Source organism: Streptomyces sp. ICBB 8177 (assembly GCF_003144095.1).
In the GTDB taxonomy this organism is placed as follows: Bacteria; Actinomycetota; Actinomycetes; order Streptomycetales; family Streptomycetaceae; genus Streptantibioticus_D.
Genome location: NZ_NSKH01000018.1, coordinates 24,756 through 42,738, shown reverse-complemented (window position 1 = coordinate 42,738; position 17,983 = coordinate 24,756). Strand labels below are relative to the sequence as shown.

Annotated in this window: 12 protein-coding genes, 5 tRNA genes and 1 pseudogene; 12 read left to right on the top strand and 6 right to left on the bottom strand. The window is 71.4% G+C overall.

What is annotated here, in order from left to right:
• Positions 1-178 precede the first annotated feature (178 nt).
• The 4 genes from CK485_RS08520 to CK485_RS08505 all read right to left on the bottom strand — a co-directional run bounded on the left by CK485_RS08520 (position 179) and on the right by CK485_RS08505 (position 4,924).
• A tRNA-Asp gene (locus tag CK485_RS08520) sits at positions 179-253 on the bottom strand.
• A gap of 98 nt (positions 254-351) precedes the next feature.
• Positions 352-4,278 carry an ATP-dependent RNA helicase HrpA gene (hrpA, locus tag CK485_RS08515; protein WP_109448690.1) on the bottom strand — a complete coding sequence of 1,309 codons (3,927 nt, stop codon included), beginning with the start codon at positions 4,276-4,278 and terminating at the stop codon, positions 352-354.
• 493 nt (positions 4,279-4,771) lie between these two features.
• Positions 4,772-4,845: transfer RNA gene (locus CK485_RS08510), tRNA-Phe, on the bottom strand.
• A gap of 4 nt (positions 4,846-4,849) precedes the next feature.
• Positions 4,850-4,924: transfer RNA gene (locus CK485_RS08505), tRNA-Asp, on the bottom strand.
• A 510-nt stretch (positions 4,925-5,434) separates the two neighbouring features.
• Between CK485_RS08505 and CK485_RS29495 the strand changes: the two are divergent.
• From CK485_RS29495 to CK485_RS08485, 4 genes and pseudogenes are all read left to right on the top strand, one after another.
• Positions 5,435-5,761: pseudogene (locus tag CK485_RS29495) on the top strand (Scr1 family TA system antitoxin-like transcriptional regulator); the annotation flags it as partial.
• An 82-nt stretch (positions 5,762-5,843) separates the two neighbouring features.
• The gene (locus CK485_RS29490) at positions 5,844-6,089 is read left to right on the top strand and encodes a Scr1 family TA system antitoxin-like transcriptional regulator (RefSeq protein WP_241968228.1); all 246 of its coding nucleotides are present in this window, start codon (positions 5,844-5,846) and stop codon (positions 6,087-6,089) included.
• Positions 6,090-6,101: 12 nt separating this feature from the next.
• A complete protein-coding gene (locus tag CK485_RS08490; protein ID WP_109448688.1) occupies positions 6,102-6,293 on the top strand; it encodes a hypothetical protein in 192 nt (63 codons plus the stop codon).
• Positions 6,294-6,354: 61 nt separating this feature from the next.
• The gene (locus CK485_RS08485; RefSeq protein WP_109448687.1) at positions 6,355-6,888 is read left to right on the top strand and encodes a GNAT family N-acetyltransferase; all 534 of its coding nucleotides are present in this window, start codon (positions 6,355-6,357) and stop codon (positions 6,886-6,888) included.
• 123 nt (positions 6,889-7,011) lie between these two features.
• On the opposite strand, the gene CK485_RS08480 is transcribed toward CK485_RS08485, so the two are convergent.
• A tRNA-Glu gene (locus CK485_RS08480) sits at positions 7,012-7,087 on the bottom strand.
• A 140-nt stretch (positions 7,088-7,227) separates the two neighbouring features.
• Between CK485_RS08480 and CK485_RS08475 the strand changes: the two genes are divergently transcribed.
• The 6 genes from CK485_RS08475 (at position 7,228) to CK485_RS29005 (ending at position 13,899) form a co-directional block, all read left to right on the top strand.
• On the top strand, positions 7,228-7,578 hold the full coding sequence (locus CK485_RS08475) for a metallopeptidase family protein (RefSeq protein WP_199239288.1): 351 nt from the start codon (positions 7,228-7,230) through the stop codon (positions 7,576-7,578).
• Between the two features lie 155 nt (positions 7,579-7,733).
• A complete protein-coding gene (locus tag CK485_RS28730) occupies positions 7,734-8,261 on the top strand; it encodes a hypothetical protein (RefSeq protein ID WP_158288192.1) in 528 nt (175 codons plus the stop codon).
• Positions 8,262-8,485: 224 nt separating this feature from the next.
• Positions 8,486-10,816, top strand: a complete 2,331-nt coding sequence (locus CK485_RS08465; protein WP_109448683.1) for a DEAD/DEAH box helicase — start codon at positions 8,486-8,488, stop codon at positions 10,814-10,816.
• A 280-nt stretch (positions 10,817-11,096) separates the two neighbouring features.
• The gene (locus tag CK485_RS08460; protein WP_109448681.1) at positions 11,097-12,608 is read left to right on the top strand and encodes an amino acid permease; all 1,512 of its coding nucleotides are present in this window, start codon (positions 11,097-11,099) and stop codon (positions 12,606-12,608) included.
• A 41-nt stretch (positions 12,609-12,649) separates the two neighbouring features.
• Positions 12,650-12,722, top strand: a tRNA-Lys gene (locus CK485_RS08455).
• A 496-nt stretch (positions 12,723-13,218) separates the two neighbouring features.
• Entirely contained in the window at positions 13,219-13,899 is a 681-nt protein-coding gene (locus CK485_RS29005) for a hypothetical protein (protein WP_199239286.1), read from the top strand.
• A gap of 265 nt (positions 13,900-14,164) precedes the next feature.
• Here the strand turns inward: CK485_RS29005 and CK485_RS08445 are convergent, their stop codons facing one another.
• Positions 14,165-15,397, bottom strand: a complete 1,233-nt coding sequence (locus tag CK485_RS08445; RefSeq protein WP_109448679.1) for an alpha/beta hydrolase-fold protein — start codon at positions 15,395-15,397, stop codon at positions 14,165-14,167.
• Between the two features lie 300 nt (positions 15,398-15,697).
• Here CK485_RS08445 and CK485_RS08440 point away from each other — a divergent pair, with 300 nt between their 5' ends.
• Both CK485_RS08440 and CK485_RS08435 read left to right on the top strand, forming a co-directional pair.
• A complete protein-coding gene (locus CK485_RS08440) occupies positions 15,698-17,230 on the top strand; it encodes a M6 family metalloprotease domain-containing protein (protein WP_109448677.1) in 1,533 nt (510 codons plus the stop codon).
• Between the two features lie 133 nt (positions 17,231-17,363).
• The gene (locus CK485_RS08435) at positions 17,364-17,930 is read left to right on the top strand and encodes a hypothetical protein (protein ID WP_109448675.1); all 567 of its coding nucleotides are present in this window, start codon (positions 17,364-17,366) and stop codon (positions 17,928-17,930) included.
• Positions 17,931-17,983: the final 53 nt, after the last annotated feature.

Sequence of the window (17,983 nt, the reverse complement as noted above, 5' to 3'; positions counted from 1 at the left end):
GCGGGCAGCGGAGCGGCCCGCCACCCTTCGCGGGTGCGGGCCTTCTCGCTTCGTAACCAGGCGGTCCTGACGGGATTTGCTGTGTCCGATGGGCGGCTCCGCCGCCGGGCGCGGCCTGCGGACAGCAGAACGGCCCGCCCCCGTCCACGGGTGCGGGCCTTCTTGCTTCGTAATCAGGCGGTCCTGACGGGATTTGAACCCGCGGCCTCCACCTTGACAGGGTGGCGAGCACTCCAAACTGCTCCACAGGACCTGGTGTGCGTAGGCGCGTCGTGCGCGCTTCGTTGCGTGGATGACTGTACAGCAGGTCAGGGCCCCTGGTCGAACTCGCGAACCCGGGGCCCTCCCGGTCTACGGCCAGGCCGCGTCGATCGCCTTCAGGACGCGCTTGTCGGAGACCGGGTACGCCGTGCCGAGCGCGTGCGCGAAGTAGCTGACCCGCAGTTCCTCCAGCATCCAGCGGATCTCCCGCACTTCCCGCGGCACCGGCCGGCCGCCCGGCAGGGCGGCCCGCAGCTCGTCGTACTCGCGCCGCAGTTCCTGGACCTTCTCCATCCGTCCGCGGTCCCGCTGCGCCCCCGTGGGCATCTGCTGGAGCCTGCGGTCGACCGCGACCAGGTAGCGCAGCAGGTCCGGCAGCCGCCGTACGCCCGCCGCCGTGACGAAGCCGGGGTGGATCAGCTCGGCCAGCTGCTCCTTGACGTCGGTGAGGTTGGGGACCAGCACCAGGCTGGTGGTCGACTTCAGCCGCCGCTCGCAGGAGTGCCAGGCGGCCAGCACCTGCTGCACCCGGGCCACCGTGTCCACCGTCGCGTCGGTGATGTCCGCGCGCACGGAGTCGAGGAGCTTGCGGTAGCCCTCCTCGTCCCAGGCCGGACCGCCGTGGTCGGCGATGAGCTTGTCCGCCGCCGCCGTCACGCAGTCGTCGAACAGCGCCTGCACGCTGCCGTGCGGGCTGCGCGAGAGGGCCAGCTTGGCCTGGTTGGACAGCTTGCCCTGGGCGAACCTGCCGGGATTCGACGGCAGGTTGAGCAGGATCAGGCGGCGGGTGCCGCGCCACATCGCCTCGGCCTGCTCGGCCTCCGTGTCGTACAGCCGTACCGCGACCGACTCGCCCTCGTCGACCAGCGCCGGGTACGCCTTGAGCGGCTGGCCGCCGCGGCGGGTGGCGAAGACGCGCGGCAGCGTGCCGACCGTCCAGTCCTTCAGGCCGCCGCGCTGCTCGATGCCGCTGCCGCCGGCCGCCTTGGAGATCGCCTCGCGGGTCTTCGGCTTGAACCGGAGCTTGAGCGCCTCCAGGTCCTTGTCCTCCGCCTCCCCCGCGACCTTGCGGCGGCGTTCGTCCACCACCCGGAACGTCATGCGCAGGTGGTCGGGGACCTTGGACCAGTCGAAGTCGTCCGGGTGCACCTCCACCCCGCCCATGCGGTGCAGCTCGCGCGCCAGGACCGCGGTCAGCGGCTCGGGGCCGGCCACCGCCGCCTCCAGGAACCGCTTGGCGAAGTTGGGCGCGGGCACGTAGTGGCGGCGCACCGGCTTGGGCAGCGAGCGGATCAGCTCGGTGACCACGTCCTCGCGCAGACCCGGGATCTGCCAGTCGAAGCCGTCCGGGGTGACCTGGTTGAGCACCTGGAGCGGGATGTGCACGGTGACGCCGTCCGCGTCGGAGCCCGGCTCGAACTGGTAGGTCACCTTGAACTTCAGCGCGCCCTGCCGCCAGGAGTCCGGGTAGTCGTGCTTGGTGACGGCTTCGGCGGACTCCCGGATCAGCATGGAGTGCTCGAAGTTGAGCAGGTCCGGGTCCTCGCGGCGCTTGTGCTTCCACCACGAGTCGAAGTGCGCGCCGGACACCACGTGTTCGGGCAGCCGCTCGTCGTAGAAGTCGAACAGTTCCTCGTCGTCCACCAGGATGTCGCGGCGCCGCGCGCGCTGCTCCAGTTCCTCGACCTCGCCGAGCAGTTTGCGGTTGTCGTGGAAGAACTGGTGGTGGGTGCGCCAGTCGCCCTCCACGAGCGCGTTGCGGATGAACAGCTCGCGGGAGACCTCGGGGTCGATACGGCCGTAGTTGACCTTGCGCTGCGCGACGATCGGCACGCCGTAGAGCGTGACCTTCTCGTACGCCATCACCGCGGCCTGCTTCTGCTCCCAGTGCGGTTCGCTGTAGGTGCGCTTGACCAGGTGCTGGGCGAGCGGTTCGACCCACTCGGGCTCGATGCGGGCGTTGACCCGGGCCCACAGCCGGGAGGTCTCCACCAGCTCGGCCGACATGATCCAGCGCGGGGGCTTCTTGAACAGCGCGGAGCCGGGGAAGACCGCGAACTTGGCGTTGCGCGCGCCCAGGTACTCGTTCTTCGCGTCGGTGTCCTTCAGGCCGATGTGCGACAGCAGCCCGACGAGCAGCGACACGTGTACGTGCTGCGGGTCGGCGTCGGCCTCGTTGACGTGGATGCCCATGGTCTTCGCGACCGTACGCAACTGGCTGTAGATGTCCTGCCATTCGCGTATCCGCAGATAGTTGAGGTACTCGCTGCGGCACATGCGGCGGAACGCGGAGGACGACAGCGACTTTTGCTGCTCGCGCACGTAGCGCCACAGGTTGAGGAAGGCGAGGAAGTCGCTGGTCTCGTCGCGGAAGCGGGCGTGCGACTGGTCGGCCTGCTGCTGCTTGTCGGCGGGGCGTTCGCGCGGGTCCTGGATGGACAGCGCGGCGGCGATCACCATGACCTCGCGTACGCAGTTGTTGCGATCGGCCTCCAGCACCATGCGGGCCAGCCGCGGGTCGACCGGAAGCTGCGCCAGCTTGCGGCCCACGTCGGTCAGCCGCTTGCGGGGGTCCTTCTGCTGCGGGTTCAGCGCGCCGAGTTCTTCCAGCAGTTGGACGCCGTCCTTGATGTTGCGGCTGTCCGGCGGATCGATGAACGGGAAACGCGCGATGTCGCCGAGGCCGGCCGCGGTCATCTGGAGGATGACGGAGGCGAGGTTGGTGCGCAGGATCTCGGCGTCGGTGAACTCCGGACGGGACAGGAAGTCGTCCTCGGAGTACAGCCGGACGCAGATGCCGTCGGAGGTGCGGCCGCAGCGGCCCTTGCGCTGGTTGGCGCTGGCCTGGCTGATCGGCTCGATGGGCAGTCGCTGGACCTTGGTGCGGTGGCTGTAGCGCGAGACGCGGGCGGTGCCGGGATCGATGACGTACTTGATGCCGGGGACGGTCAGCGAGGTCTCGGCCACGTTGGTGGCGAGCACGACGCGGCGGCCGGAGTGGCGCTGGAAGACGCGGTGCTGCTCGGCGTGGGACAGCCGCGCGTACAGCGGGAGGATCTCGGTGTGCCGCAGCTGCTTCTTGTTCAGCGCGTCGGCGGTGTCGCGGATCTCACGTTCGCCGGAGAGGAAGACCAGGATGTCGCCGGGGCCCTCGGCCTGGAGTTCGTCCACCGCGTCGCAGATGGCGGTGACCTGGTCGCGGTCCGGGTCGGCGGAACCCTCCTCCAGCAGCGGCCGGTAGCGCACCTCCACCGGGTACGTGCGCCCGCTCACCTCGATGATGGGGGCGTCCCCGAAGTGGCGGGAGAAGCGCTCCGGGTCGATCGTCGCGGAGGTGATGACGACCTTGAGGTCGGGGCGGCGGGGGAGGAGCTGGGCGAGGTAGCCGAGGATGAAGTCGATGTTGAGGCTGCGTTCGTGGGCCTCGTCGACGATGATCGTGTCGTACTGGCGCAGCTCGCGGTCGGTCTGGATCTCGGCGAGCAGGATGCCGTCGGTCATCAGCTTGACCAGGGTGTTCTCCCCGACCTGGTCGGTGAAGCGCACCTTCCAGCCGACCGCCTCGCCCAGCGGCGTGTTCAGCTCCTCCGCGACGCGCTCCGCGACCGTGCGGGCGGCGATGCGGCGTGGCTGGGTGTGCCCGATCAGGCCCTTGACGCCCCGGCCCAGCTCCAGGCAGATCTTGGGGATCTGGGTGGTCTTGCCGGAGCCGGTCTCGCCCGCGACGATCACCACCTGGTGGTCGCGGACGGCCGCGAGGATGTCGTCCTTCTTCTGGCTGACCGGGAGCTGCTCGGGGTAGCTGATCACGGGCACGGCGGCCCGTCGCAGCTCGACCCGGGCGGCGGCCTCGTCGATCTGGGCCGCGATCTCCCGGTGGACGGCCGCGCGGGCCTCGGGCTTGCGGATCTTCCGGGCACCGTCGAGCCGCCGCCCGATCCGCTGCTGGTCGCGCAGGGTGAGCTCGGGCAGCCGGTCCAGCAGGTCGGCGAGAAGGGGGGAAGGCGAAGTGGACATACGGCCCCCAGGATCTCACCCGGGGCCCGAGAACGGCGAACGGGTTTCCGGGGCGGCAGGAGGGGGGCGGTCCTACTCTCCGTCGGCCTTGCGGCCCACGAGGTTGGTGAGCAGGTCGACGAGGGTGGCGTTGACGGAGCGTTGTTCGGTGATGAAGGCGTCGATCTTGGCTCCTTGAGCGTCGAACTTGGCCTCGTGGGCGTCGAAGCGCTCTCGGACCTCCGTGCGGAAGCCGTCCAGGTCGCGTCGGAGCTACGCCAGCTCCACCTTGAGGGACAGCACGTCGTGCTTGATCGTCTCGACGTCGCTTCGGGTGTCCTCATAACGACGGGTCAACGCGGCGATCTCGTTCCCCGAGACGTGGTCGGCCATGCGGAGGGGCTTACGGGGCGCGACGTGGCGTGCGACAAGTCACATCACCCGGACGAATGATCGCGGAGCGCCTGCCAGAACGACGTAGGCCCCGTCCGGAGACGGGGCCTACGTCGTGCGGTGGCTGGGGCCGGGGTCGAACCGGCGACCTACCGCTTTTCAGGCGGTCGCTCGTACCAACTGAGCTACCCAGCCGCAGCGGTCCTGACGGGATTTGAACCCGCGGCCTCCACCTTGACAGGGTGGCGAGCACTCCAAACTGCTCCACAGGACCAAGCGTGTGCGGTACAAGTCTGACACATGTCGAGGACTGCTCCCGCACGAATCTTCGCGGCCCCAGCTCTCTCACCCCCCGCCGGGACCTCGGAAGGTCGTTTCGGGGCGTTTCGACGGGCTGACGTCGCTGGATCAGCGTAGCAGAATCCGGAGGGCACCCTGAACGCGCCGAGAAGGGACGCCGCCGGCCGCCTCGTCGCGCGTTCCGTCCCCCCGGGGTGCCCGCCGCGATGGCGTGAGGCCCGGAACGGATCACTTGCCCCGGGCATCGCGAGGCCGGCGATGACGGACCGGCCCCGGACGGGGCGGCGGCGCACGGTCCAGGCGGCGGCGAGGTGGTCGACCAGGAACAGTCCCCGGCCGCTCTCGCACTCCGGGCCGGGGCGCGCCGTGGAGGGGGTGTGGGCGTTGGCGCCCGGGTCGGAGACGGCGAGCCAGTAGTGCCCGTCGGCGGGCCACAGGACGAGTTCGACGCGGTCGCCGTCCGTGCCGCGGGTGCCGTGCCTGCATGTGCGGACAGGACGCCTACCGGGAAGCCCTCGTGGCGATGGCGAAAGCCAGGAGCGCGGCTGGTGGGAGCGGTGCCGTGGCCTCTTGCCACCTGGGCTGCTCGACATCGCGGAAACCGAGTGGCACGCCCGGCGCATCCTCACCGTCCAGACCGTGCACGTACCCGGCCTGCTGCACGGAGCCCTACGCGCGCAGCATCTTCGATGCCGTGCTCCCACCGCTGCCGCGTCTGGAGGTCGAGTTGCGGGTGAAGCATCGCATGGAGCGTCGGCGCATCCTCGATGAGGAGATCGCCCGGCCGTACGTCGGCTACATCCACGAGGCGGCGCTCCACATGCAGTTCGGCGGTCGCGGCGTCATGCGGGGCCCGGCTCGACTACTTGTGTGCCGCATCGGAACTCAGCCATGTGACCTTGCGGGTCATCCCGTTCGGCGCGGGAATCTTTCCGGCGGCGGGCCACGCCCTGCTCTACGCCGAAGGACCGGTGCGGCAACTCGATACCGCGCAGGTGGACACGGCTCATGGTCCCGAGTTCGTGCATGCGGAAGCCCAACTCGCCAAGCACCAGGCTCACTTGGCGTGGATGGATGAGCATTGCTTGAGCCCGTCGAAGTCCTGCGATCTCTTTCGTTCCATCGCGAAGCAACTCTGAGGAGAGACGCTCATGCCTGACATCACCTGGGAAGCCCCGTTCTGCGCGGAAGGCAACAACTGCTTCCGCATCGGCACGGACGCCGACGGGAACGCGTACATAGCCGTCAACGGCCAGGAGGAGCGCTACGTCGCCGACTCCGTCGAGGCCCTGCGCACCCTGATCACCGACATCAAGGCGGGCAAGGCCGACCACCTTCTGTGAGCCATCGCATCCTGAGGCCAAATCGATTGCGCGCCCTCCTCGTCCGTCCAACGATGGCCCCATGAGCGACGACGGCTACCGGGTCAGGCCCGTGCGCGTGGACGAGTGGGCCGCGGTGAAAGAGCTGCGGCTGACCGCGCTTCGGGACCCGCTGGCGTCCATCGCCTTCCTGGAGACGTACGACGACGCCGTCGCGCAGCCGGACGCGTTCTGGAAGGAGCGGACGGCGGACGCCGCGGAGGGCGGGCCCAACCGGCAGTTCGTCGCCGAGACGCAGGGCGGCGAGCTGGCGGGCATGGTGACCGTCCTGGTCGAGGAGCCCGGCACGGTGGACTTCGCCGGCGAACGCGTCGAGCAGCGCCAGGGCCACCTGGTCGGCGTCTTCGTGCGGCAGGAGCACCGCGGCACGGCCGTCGCGCCGGCCCTGTTCCGCGCGGCGCTCGACTGGGCGCGGGAACGCGGCGACCTGGCCCGCGTGCGCCTGATGGTCCACCGCGACAACGCCCGCGCCGAGGCCTTCTACCGCAAGGCGGGCTTCACCCGTACCCGCCCGCTGGGCGACGAGTACGAGATGGAGCACCGCACGACGCGCTAGGCGAGACGGCCGCGGTGCGACGTCCTGCCGCGGCGTCAGCACCGTGCGGCGCGCACGAACGGCACGCCGTACGAAAAACGCTCCACCCGGCGTTCGTGCCGGGTGGAGCGTGACGTTCTTGCGTGGTGCCCCCAACGGGATTCGAACCCGTGCTACCGCCTTGAAAGGGCGGCGTCCTGGGCCACTAGACGATGAGGGCTAACTGGCCGCCGTCAGCGCCGATCGGCGCACGTCGGGGACGTGGGAAGCATATGGGATGGGCCGGGGGATCGGCAAAACGGTTTCGTTCCGCGTGGTCGGCCGTCCCCGCGCGGCGTTCCGGCGGCACACAATGGCGGTGTGCTGGAGATGACTCCCGAGGAGTTCGAGGAGCTGGTGGGGCGGGCGCTGGACCGCATCCCGCCCGAGCTGGCGAGCCTGATGGACAACGTCGCCGTCTTCGTCGAGGACGAGCCCGACCCCGGGCGGCCCGAGGTGTTCGGGCTGTACGAGGGGACGCCGCTGACCGAACGCGGCGAGTGGTACGCGGGCGTGCTGCCCGACCGCATCACCGTCTACAGGGGCCCGATCCTGCGCCGTTGTGACAACGAGGACGAGGTCGCGGCGGAGGTCGAGGTCACCGTCGTCCACGAGGTCGCCCACTACTTCGGCATCGACGACGAACGGCTGGAGGCGCTGGGGTACGGGTGACCCCGCCGCACGCCCCTGAGCCCTGAGCCCTGCGCCGTCCGCCCCCCCCGCAGGCCCCCGCGCGCCACCGCCTCGCCCCCTCGGCCTGCCGTGCGGACCGCTGCCGCGTTCCTCCCGCGCGTGTCCTGGGTGGGGGCGGACGCGTTGGGCAGGGCGTGACAGCCTCCTCCGACCGGTCCGCCCGGACCGGACCCCTCCCGGCCGGGGCCGCCCGCCGGGCCCGCAGCGCGCTCGTCGCCGTGCCGCTCGTCGCCGTGCTCGCCGGGGGCGCCGCCGGGTGCATGCGGTTCTCCGCCGCCGCGCCCGGGCCGCACGGCGCGTCCGCCGCCCCCTCGCGCGGCTCAGGCGCCGTGCCCACCGCCGCCGTGGGCGACAGCGTGCCGGGCCGCCGTCCGCCCGCGGGGTCGGCCGCCGCCGCGTCCGCCTCGGCCCGCGCCTCCGCGTCCGCCCGCGCCTCCGCCGCCGCGCACGGCGCACCGCCCGCCTCCGCGCCGGGCCGCGCGCCCGCCGCCCCGGCGCAGCCCGCGCCGCCGCCGCAGTCCGCCGGGCCGAGCCAGCCCGCCCCGCCGCCGCCCGCCGCGAGCCCCACGCCCACGCCGACCCCCACCGACACCGCCCCCACCGGAGCGGCCTCCCCGTCCCCCGGCGCCGAGCCGCACGCCGCCGCCCGCTGGCACCGCTGACCGCTCACCTTCAAAACCCACGCCCGCACCGCGTCTGCCTGGGCATTTGGAGGTAGGGGGAGGGTGTGCGTATGCTGGTAGATCGTTTGATCCATTGCCCGGCGCCATCACCGAAGAGCGCCGCGTGGCGCGTTCCTTTTCTCCTGTGGCCGACCGCATCGAGGCGGTTGTACTGAACCCGCGGAGCCGGCGCGTGCCTTGTCTCCGAGAGGTTCAGCTTCAGCATGCCCATTGACACTGCCGACCGTTCCACCCTGCCCGCCGACGACGAGCGCGTGGACGCCACCGACACCGTGACGGACGAGACGGCCGCCGTCGGCGCCGACAGCTCTGACAGCGCCGACGACACCGCCGCCGGGGCCGACAGCGAGACCCCCGCCGAGCCGACCGTCACCTTCGGCGACCTCGGCCTGGCCGACCAGATCGTCCGCAAGCTCGCGCAGAACGGCGTCACCACCCCGTTCCCGATCCAGGCCGCGACCATCCCGGACGCGCTGGCGGGCAAGGACATCCTGGGCCGCGGCCGTACCGGCTCCGGCAAGACGCTCTCGTTCGGCCTGCCCCTGCTGACCTCGCTCGCGGGCGGCCAGACCGACAAGAAGCGCCCGCGCGGCGTCATCCTCACCCCGACCCGCGAGCTGGCCATGCAGGTCTCCGACGCGCTCCAGCCGTACGGCGACGTGCTCGGCCTGAAGCTCAAGGTGGTCTGCGGCGGCACCTCGATGTCCAACCAGATCTACGCCCTGGAGCGCGGCGTCGACATCCTCGTCGCCACCCCGGGCCGGCTGCGCGACCTGATCGACCGCGGCGCCTGCGCGCTGGACCAGGTGCGCGTCGCGGTGCTGGACGAGGCCGACCAGATGGCCGACATGGGCTTCCTGCCCGAGGTCACCGAGATCCTCGACCTGATCCCGGCCGGCGGCCAGCGGCTGCTGTTCTCCGCCACGCTGGAGAACGAGATCGACACGCTGGTCAAGCGCTACCTGGTCGACCCGGTCACCCACGAGGTGGACGCCGCCCAGGGCGCGGTCACCACGATGACCCACCACGTGCTCGTGGTGAAGCCGAAGGACAAGGCGCCGGTCACCGCGGCCATCGCCGCCCGCAAGGGCCGCACCATCATCTTCGTGCGCACCCAGATGGGCGCCGACCGCGTCGCCGAGCAGCTGCGTGACGCGGGCGTGCGGGCCGACGCGCTGCACGGCGGCATGACCCAGGGCGCCCGCACCCGCACGCTGGCCGACTTCAAGGACGGCTACGTCAACGTGCTGGTCGCCACCGACGTCGCCGCGCGCGGCATCCACGTCGACGGCATCGACCTGGTGCTCAACGTCGACCCGGCCGGCGACCACAAGGACTACCTGCACCGCTCGGGCCGCACCGCCCGCGCCGGCCGCTCCGGCACCGTCGTCTCCCTCGCCCTGCCGCACCAGCGCAAGCAGATCTTCCGGCTGATGGAGGACGCGGGCGTGGACGCCTCGCGTCACGTCGTCGGCGGCGCGGGCGCGTTCGACGAGGACGTCGCCCGGATCACCGGCGCCCGGTCGCTGACCGAGGTCCAGGCCGACGCGGCGGACAACGCCGCCCAGCAGGCCGAGCGCGACGTCGTGGAGCTGACGCGGGAGCTGGAGCGCGCCCAGCGGCGTGCGACCGAGCTGCGCGAGGAGGCGCAGCGGCTGACGGTCCGCGCGGCGCGCGAGCGCGGCGAGACCGTGCCGCAGCCCGCCGCGGCGCCGGAGGGCGCCGAGGCCCCGGCCACCGAGGCCGCCGAGCAGGCGCAGGCCGCCGTGCCGGCGCAGGCCGAGCGGACGGCGTCGGTCCCGGCGCAGGAGCGCGGCGAACGCGGCGAGCGTACCGAGCGCTGGGAGCGTCCGGAGCGGTCCGAGAGGCCCGAGCGGTCCGAGAGGTCCGAGCGTCCCGAACGCCGGGACGAGCGCGGCAACTTCGAGCGCCGCGGCTACGAGCGCCGTGACGACCGCGGGTACGAGCGTCGCGACGACCGCCGTTCCTTCAACCGGGACCGTGACGAGCGTCGTCCGTTCAACCGTGACGAGCGCGGTGGCGAGCGTCGTGACGACCGTGGCGGCTTCAACCGCGACCGCCGTGAGGACCGTCGTCCGTTCAACCGCGACGAGCGGCGCCCGTTCAACCGCGATGAGCGTCGTCCGTTCAACCGTGACGAGCGCGGTGGCGAGCGTCGTGACGACCGTGGCGGCTTCAACCGCGACCGCCGTGACGACCGCCGTCCGTTCAACCGCGACGAGCGGCGCCCGTTCAACCGCGATGAGCGTCGTCCGTTCAACCGTGACGAGCGCGGTGGCGAGCGTCGTGACGACCGCGGCGGCTTCAACCGCGACCGCCGTGAACACCGCGGCAGCGACCGCCCGTTCAACCGCGACCGCCGTGACGAGCGTCCCGCGTACGGCCGTGGCGACTCCGACCGGCGCCCCTACGGCCGCCGTGACGACCACCGCGGTACCGGCAACGGCACCGGCCACGGCGCCCGGTCCTTCGACCGCCGCGCGGACAAGCCGCGTTGGAAGCGCAACGGCTGACGCGGCCGGCGCCCGCGGCACAGTGCACAGCGCCTGACGCACGAGTCTGAAGCGGCCCGTCGCGACGTCCTGATGACGTCGCGACGGGCCGCTTCGGCGTTCGCTGAGCGCATGCTGTCAGTAACGGTCTGAATCGAGACCTTTAAAGTCGTCCAACGCCGCATGGAACGAGCGTGGCGGGGGAATCGCTCGGGGCATGACAGACACCAATGGTCTCCCGCCTGACGTTTCAGGCGATGCCGCCCCAATCGCCACCTCCGGCGACGCGTCCCCCGCCGAGGTGCCCTCCGCTGACGTGCCCTCCACCGACGAGGAACGCCTGCGTCAACTCGGCTACACGCAGGTGCTCGCGCGCCGGATGTCCGCGTTCTCCAACTTCGCGGTCTCGTTCACCATCATCTCGGTGCTGTCCGGCTGTCTGACGCTCTACGGCTTCGGCATGGGCACCGGCGGCCCGGCGATGCTGATCTGGGGCTGGGTCGCGGTCGGCCTGATGACGCTGGTCGTGGGGCTGGCGATGGCGGAGGTGTGTTCGGCGTACCCGACCTCCGCCGGGCTCTACTTCTGGGCGCACCGGATGGCGCCGAGGCGGTCGGCGGCCGCGTGGGCGTGGTTCACCGGCTGGTTCAACGTGCTGGGGCAGGTGGCGGTCACCGCGGGCGTGGACTTCGGCGCGGCGAGCTTCCTGGGCGCGTACCTGAACCTGCAGTTCGGCTTCCGTGTCACCCCGGGCCGCACGATCGCGCTGTTCGGGGCGATCCTGCTGGTGCACGCGGTGCTCAACACGTTCGGCGTGCGCATCGTGGCGTTCCTGAACGACGTGAGCGTGTGGTGGCACGTGCTGGGCGTGGCGGTGATCGTCGGCGCGCTGACCTTCGCGCCCGACCACCACCAGTCGGCGTCCTTCGTCTTCACGCACTTCGTCAACGACACCGGCTGGCACAGTTCGCTCTACGTGGGCCTGCTCAGCCTATTGGTCGCCCAGTACACCTTTACCGGGTACGACGCGTCGGCGCACATGACGGAGGAGACCCACGACGCCTCGACGGCCGGCCCGCGCGGCATCGTGCGGTCCATCTGGATCTCGTGGATCGCCGGCCTGGTGCTGCTGCTCGGCTTCACCTTCGCCATCCAGTCGTACGCCGGCACGCTGAACTCCGCGACGGGGGTGCCGCCCGCGCAGATCCTGCTGGACGCGGTCGGCGCGACCGGCGGCAAGCTGCTGCTGCTCGTGGTGATCGGCGCCCAGCTGTTCTGCGGGATGGCGTCGGTGACCGCCAACAGCCGGATGATCTACGCGTTCTCGCGCGACGGCGCGCTGCCGCTGTCCCGCGTCTGGCACCGCATCAACCCGCGCACCCGCACCCCCACCAACGCGGTCTGGCTGGCCGCCTGCGGCGCGCTCGTCCTGGGCCTGCCGTACCTCATCAACTCGACCGCGTACGCGGCGGTGACGTCCATCGCGACGATCGGGCTGTACATCGCGTACGTCATCCCCACGTTCCTGCGCCTGCGCCAGGGCGAACGGTTCGAACGCGGGCCCTGGCACCTGGGCCGCTGGTCCCGCCCGATCGGGCTGGTCGCGGTCGCATGGGTGATCGTCATCACCATCCTGTTCATGCTCCCGCAGACCAGCCCGGTCACCGCGAAGACCTTCAACTACGCCCCGATCGCGGTGCTGGCGGTGCTGGGCTTCGCCGCGACCTGGTGGCTGGTCTCGGCCCGCCGCTGGTTCCTCAGGCCCGACGCGGACAAGGCCGACGCCGCGGAGGCCGACCCGCAGCCCCTATGAGATCGAACCCGGAGCCCGCACCCGGCTATGCTGCGGGGTGCGGGCCATTAGCTCAATTGGCAGAGCAGCGGACTTTTAATCCGTTGGTTCAGGGTTCGAGCCCCTGATGGCCCACCGAGAAGCACCACGTCAGGCCCAGAGAGTCGGACAGGCCGCTAGGCGGGAAACGGACAGAACGGGCGCGTGCCGGCCCGCTGCTGGTCCGAATGTAGGTGATCATGGTCCTGGCCCGTAGCCGTAACAGTTTTGCGACTCCGCCAGATGGAGTCGCAACCTGGCCGACAGGGGCCCTCGCGGGACCTCTGTGAGGGGCAGGCCGTCCCTCCCTACGGGATCTCCATGGGGCAGAGCCCACGAAGGTTCGGCCCATCCCCGCCTGTGACTCCGTAGGGCCTTGAGACTGCCAAGGTGACAGTCTCAAGCCGGGGTGGCTGACCTGCACCGCTGATGAGGGTCTCCATTGTGTGGACTCCCTTGCCGGATCAGATGGTTACGCGATCGCGTAACCTCGCCGACCAGGCCTTTTCCTGGATCCAGGAAGCTACCGGACACGGCAACCGTGGGGATCGCCCTACGGTTGAGGGCCCGGTCCGCGACGACCAGGCCCTCCGTGTCCTCCGAGCAGCCAGCAAAGGGACTTGCCCACGGTAAGCCTGGGCACCGACAAGCCCGTGCCCGTGAAGAAGCCCGCGCCCATGCCACGCTCGGACGCACCCAGGAGACGAGGCTTGCGCTGGAGAGCGCCGAGCAAGCCCTGGCCCGTCTGGACCAGTCCGAGCACGGTGCTTCCGCGTTCGCCTACTCCGAGAGCCAGTTGAGGTTCCACAGCGGCAACGCCTGGACGCACCTGGGCCACACCGGGCGCGCCCGAGAGGAACACGACCGGGCCCTGGAACTGTATCCGGTCGAAGACTTCACGGACCGATCCTTGATCGTCCTCGACCAGGCGATGTGCCTCGCCATGGACGGCGATGTGCCCGCGGCAGCCGTGCACGCAACAGAGACGATCGTGAACCTGCCCGCCGAGCACCGCAGCGCACTGATCATCTACCGGGCCCGGGAGTTCGCGGCTAGGGTGCCCGAGGCTCGACGGGCCGTGAGGCCGGACGGGGGCTCTCTCTCAGGTTCAGCCGTTCGGGTCGCCGCGTTGGATGCGCACGACCATGCGTGCCGCCCTCACGACGAGGACACCGATGCCGTGGCGCGGCCCTTCTGCTGGCCCGCTTCTGGCCCGAGTCTCCCGGATCAGGCCGGAGTGATGCGGAGTGCAACGGAATTGATGTTGGCCTGAGCCACCGGTGGCGACGGCCGTGCTGCGGGCCGTCTGCGTGGAGCAGGACAGCGCCGCCACCACGTCGCCGGCGCGCGCAACCGCTGGGTGTCATGCCACGCGGGGACCGACTCGGCGAGCGTGACCACCTTGCTGGAGATGAACGCGAGGGCGTCGCCCGCGACAGGCTGACGATCGGCCCGCGACCCGTCCCGCGACGACGGGCGCGCCCGCTGCCGGCCGGTACGGTCCCGCGTCCGCAGGTCGGGCGTCCCTCTGCCCGGGTCTACCGGCCCGGTGTCCCTGCCGCGTCGTTCTCCGGGCCCGCGCCGGGGGCCGAGCCGGCGTGCTTCGTGGTCGTGGTCGTGGTCGGGCCGCCCGCCGCTCCGCCCACGTCCGCCGCGTGCAACGGTGGCGCGGCGGGCCGCTCGGAGCCGCCGGGCTTCGGCTTGCGCGGAAGCTGCGGGGCGGCGAGTTCCTTGCTCAGGAACGCGAACGCGGGCTCGTACTCCCTGCGCCACGTGCCGTAGTTGTGCCCGCCCGTCGACAGCAGCAGCGTCTTGACCCGCACCGGGGTGTTCGCCGCCGCGGCCGCGAAGCGTTCCATGTCGATCGCCGGGCTGAACCGGTCCTGCTCGGAGGTCGCCACGAAGATGCCGACGTCCTCCAGCGACGACCTGACCAGATCGGTCGGCGCGTTGGCCCTGCGCTCCTCGGTGTCCCGGATCACCGAGGGGTCGCCGGTCAGCGGGTCCGGGTCCAGCGCGGCCCCGGCGCCGAAGACGCGCGGGTACTGCAGGGGCAGCTTGGCCGCGCAGAAGCCGCCGGTCGAGAAGCCCATCACCCCCCAGCCCTTGGACCCCGCGATCGTGCGGAAGTTGTGCTGGATCAGGTCCGGCACGTCGTCGGCGAGCCAGGTGGCGACCTGGCGGTCCGGCAGGTTGCTGCAGTCGGTGTCCACGCCACCGGGGTTGACCACCGGCATGACCAGGATGAACGGATGCGTCGCCCGCCGCGCCATCAACTGCTGGAAGTCCGAGGGGATGCCGCCCTGCTCCAGCCACGACATCGGCGAGCCGGGGACGCCGTGCAGCATCATGACCACCGGGAAGCGGTAGTCGCGGTACTTCGCCTGGTTGTACTGCGGTGGCGTCCACACCACGACCTGGCCGGACAGCTTGGAGTGCGCGCCGTGGAAGTAGGTGTCGAGGACGCCGTCCTGCGTCGCCTTGTTGAACTTCGCTCTGGTCACCGGCGGGCCCGGCATGGCGATCGTGTTGTTGTTGGTGTTCGTGCCCAGCAGGTCGGACCAGGACGCGTACAGGCCGTAGCTGGAGTTGATCCACACGGCGACCACGCCGATCGCGGTCAGCTGGCACAGCACGATCATCAGCAGCCGGGCCAGCCAGCGCAGCGCCTGAGGGCCGCGGACGCGCGACCACAGGACGAGCGTGCCGACCACCATCAGCACCGTCGCGGCGATGAGCGCCGCGAAGAAGGGCGTTCCGGTCAGTGACACGCGGGGGTCTCCTGCTGGCTGGGCGGTCGGTCCGTTCGGCGGCGCCGACGACTTCGTGGGGGCCGGGAATCGAGGATTCAGTACGGATCGGCGTTCGGGCAACGAATCCCGTGAAACGTAACGATTTCGGGCGCTGCCGGTGCGCTTACCGCAATGTGCTGTTTCCTCGCTGTGAAGGACGCGATTCCGGCGAGCGGGGCTGCACCGACCTGCGCATATTTTCTTACGAGCGGCGGTGCGCGAGGTCGTCGGTGGGCTTCGGCCAGGTGGCGCAACCGCCGAGCGCCCGCGCCGTGACCCATGTCACGGTCGAACGTGTACCGCGACCCGCCGCCGCCCACCTCGGACCGTCACCACAGGCCCACGCTCCGCCGCGCGTCCGCCGATCCGGCGCGCCCGCTCCACCTGCGCGCCGCCCGCCCCGGCGGCGTTACCAGCCGTGTTCGCCGCCTCCTCCTGCTCGCCGTCCTCGTCCTGCCCGTCCTCCTCGCCGCCTGCGCCGCCCCACACCCCGGCGTCAGGGCGAACGCGGCGCGGCCCGGCGCTCGGGCGGACGCGGTGCGGCCCGGCGGCGTCCACCACTCGGCCCACCGCGCTTCCGCCCGCCGCGTCTCCGCGCGGGCCGCCGCGCCGCCCGCCACGGCGCCCGGGGCTCAGGCCGCCTCCGTGGACACCGCCGCGCCGACCGACCCCTCCGGCCCCTGCGCCCTGCCGCTCACCGGTGCCCGGATGTCCGAAGGCGTCACGCCCTGGGACGACACCTACGTACGACCGCTCGGCACCGTCCGCGCCGCCATGGTCTTCGTACGCTTCCCCGATCACAGGCCGACCGTCACCCCGGCCCGCCTGGCCCGGCAGTACCTCCCCGGCCTCACCCGCTTCTACGCCGACGCCTCCTACGGCCGCCTGCGGCTCGACGTCAGGCCGCAGGTCGCGTACGCCGAGGTGCCGCACTCCGCCGCGGACTACGGCGTGCGCCGTGGCGCGCCCTACGCCGCCACCGCGGCCTTCGTCCACGACGCGGTCGCGGCGGCACGGTCCGCGGATCCGGGCCTCGACCTCGACGGCGACCAGGCGCTCTACCTCGTCGCCGACCCCGACGCCCCGGGCGTCGACCACGACGCGACGGCCGCCACCACGCTCACCGACCGCGACGCGATCGACACCGGTGGCGGCACCCCCATCCGGCAGGTCGCCCTGGTCTGGGAGGGCGACACCCCCGACCCCGGCGTCCTCGACCACGAGACCGGCCACCTGTTCGGGCTGCCCGACCTCTACCTCGACCCCGCGCCGGCCGGTGCCTCCGGCGACCCGGACCCCACCGCACTGGTCGGCGACTGGGACGTGATGGCCGACCAGTCGGCGACCGCGCCGGAACCGCTCGCCTGGCACAAGTGGAAGCTCGGCTGGCTCGCCCCCGGTCAGGTGGACTGCGTGACCGGCGCCGGCGCCAGCCGGCACACCCTCACCCCGACCGAGGTGCCCGGCGGCACCAAGCTCGTGGTGGTCCGCCGCTCGGCCACCGAGGCGTACGCCGTCGAGGCGCGGGGGCGGTACGGGAACGACCGCGCGATGTGCTCACCGGGCGTGCTGCTCTACCACGTGCGCACCGACGTGGACGCTTTGCGCGGCCCGGTCGACGTGCGCGACGCCCATCCGGCGACACCCGGCTGCGCCCGCTCCCGCGAGCCCGCGATGGCGGACGCGACGTTGCGCCCCGGCGACACGTACAGCACCGGCGACGGCGCGTCCCGTATCGCGGTCACGGTCAACGGGCGGGACACGGACGGGAGTTATCAGGTGAGCGTGGCGGTGGGGCAGGGTGGTGCGTGATCGGCGCCGGCACGCGCCGTACGCGCAAGCCGCCGTACGCGCAAGCCTTGTTGAGGCCGGCACGGCGCCGTATGCGAAGGTCTCGTTGAGGCCGGGCCCCGGCATTGTCAGTGGCCGCTTGTCTAGTTGGCACATGACCGAAAAGACGAGTCACAGCGATGCCCACGGGGCCCCGGCTCTCACGCCCGGCAGTGAAATGGTGGAGCCGTCGCGGTTCACGATCCGCAACGTGCGGATCGGCGGGCACGGAAACGTGCTGAAAGTCCGGCAAGGCGGTTCGTACCAGCTAAGTTTCGACCTGCTGCACGACTGCTCGGAGTGCGGCGACGCCGTCAACCAGGTGATCGTCGGACTGGCGGGCCAGGAGCGGGCCCAGACGTCTGTGTGGAACGGCAAGCAGCGCAGCGGTGGCGGCTTGAGGGTGGTCAACGCCAGCACCCCCGTCGAGGCGCTGGCGGAGGACAATCCGGGTCCGGCGGAGTGGGTGAACGTCTCGTGCGACCTCGTGGTCCCCGACGAACCCGGCGTCTACTCGGTTCGAGCGCGTTACGCCCAGGCATATCAGGGGCGCCTGATGACCGACGAAGGACGTTCGGTCCCGCAGCCGGAGTACCAGGACGTACTGGGCTGGTGGAAGGTCGACCGTCCGCAGGGGCCCGGCCCGGAATCGGCCATAGGCACGGTCATCGTCGAGGCGTGAGTGGCCGGTTGGCCTCTTCTCGCGAGGGCTGCCGGGCCTCCGGGCCCTGCGAT

Bases quoted from the DNA above. Each gene is read 5' to 3' on its own strand.
- CK485_RS08440 (WP_109448677.1), top strand. From the start codon at position 15,698: ATGTCACGGTCGAACGTGTACCGCGACCCGCCGCCGCCCACCTCGGAC.
- CK485_RS08490 (WP_109448688.1), top strand. From the start codon at position 6,102: ATGCCTGACATCACCTGGGAAGCCCCGTTCTGCGCGGAAGGCAACAAC.
- CK485_RS08435 (WP_109448675.1), top strand. From the start codon at position 17,364: ATGACCGAAAAGACGAGTCACAGCGATGCCCACGGGGCCCCGGCTCTC.
- CK485_RS08465 (WP_109448683.1), top strand. From the start codon at position 8,486: ATGCCCATTGACACTGCCGACCGTTCCACCCTGCCCGCCGACGACGAG.
- hrpA (WP_109448690.1), bottom strand. From the start codon at position 4,278: ATGTCCACTTCGCCTTCCCCCCTTCTCGCCGACCTGCTGGACCGGCTG.
- CK485_RS08485 (WP_109448687.1), top strand. From the start codon at position 6,355: ATGAGCGACGACGGCTACCGGGTCAGGCCCGTGCGCGTGGACGAGTGG.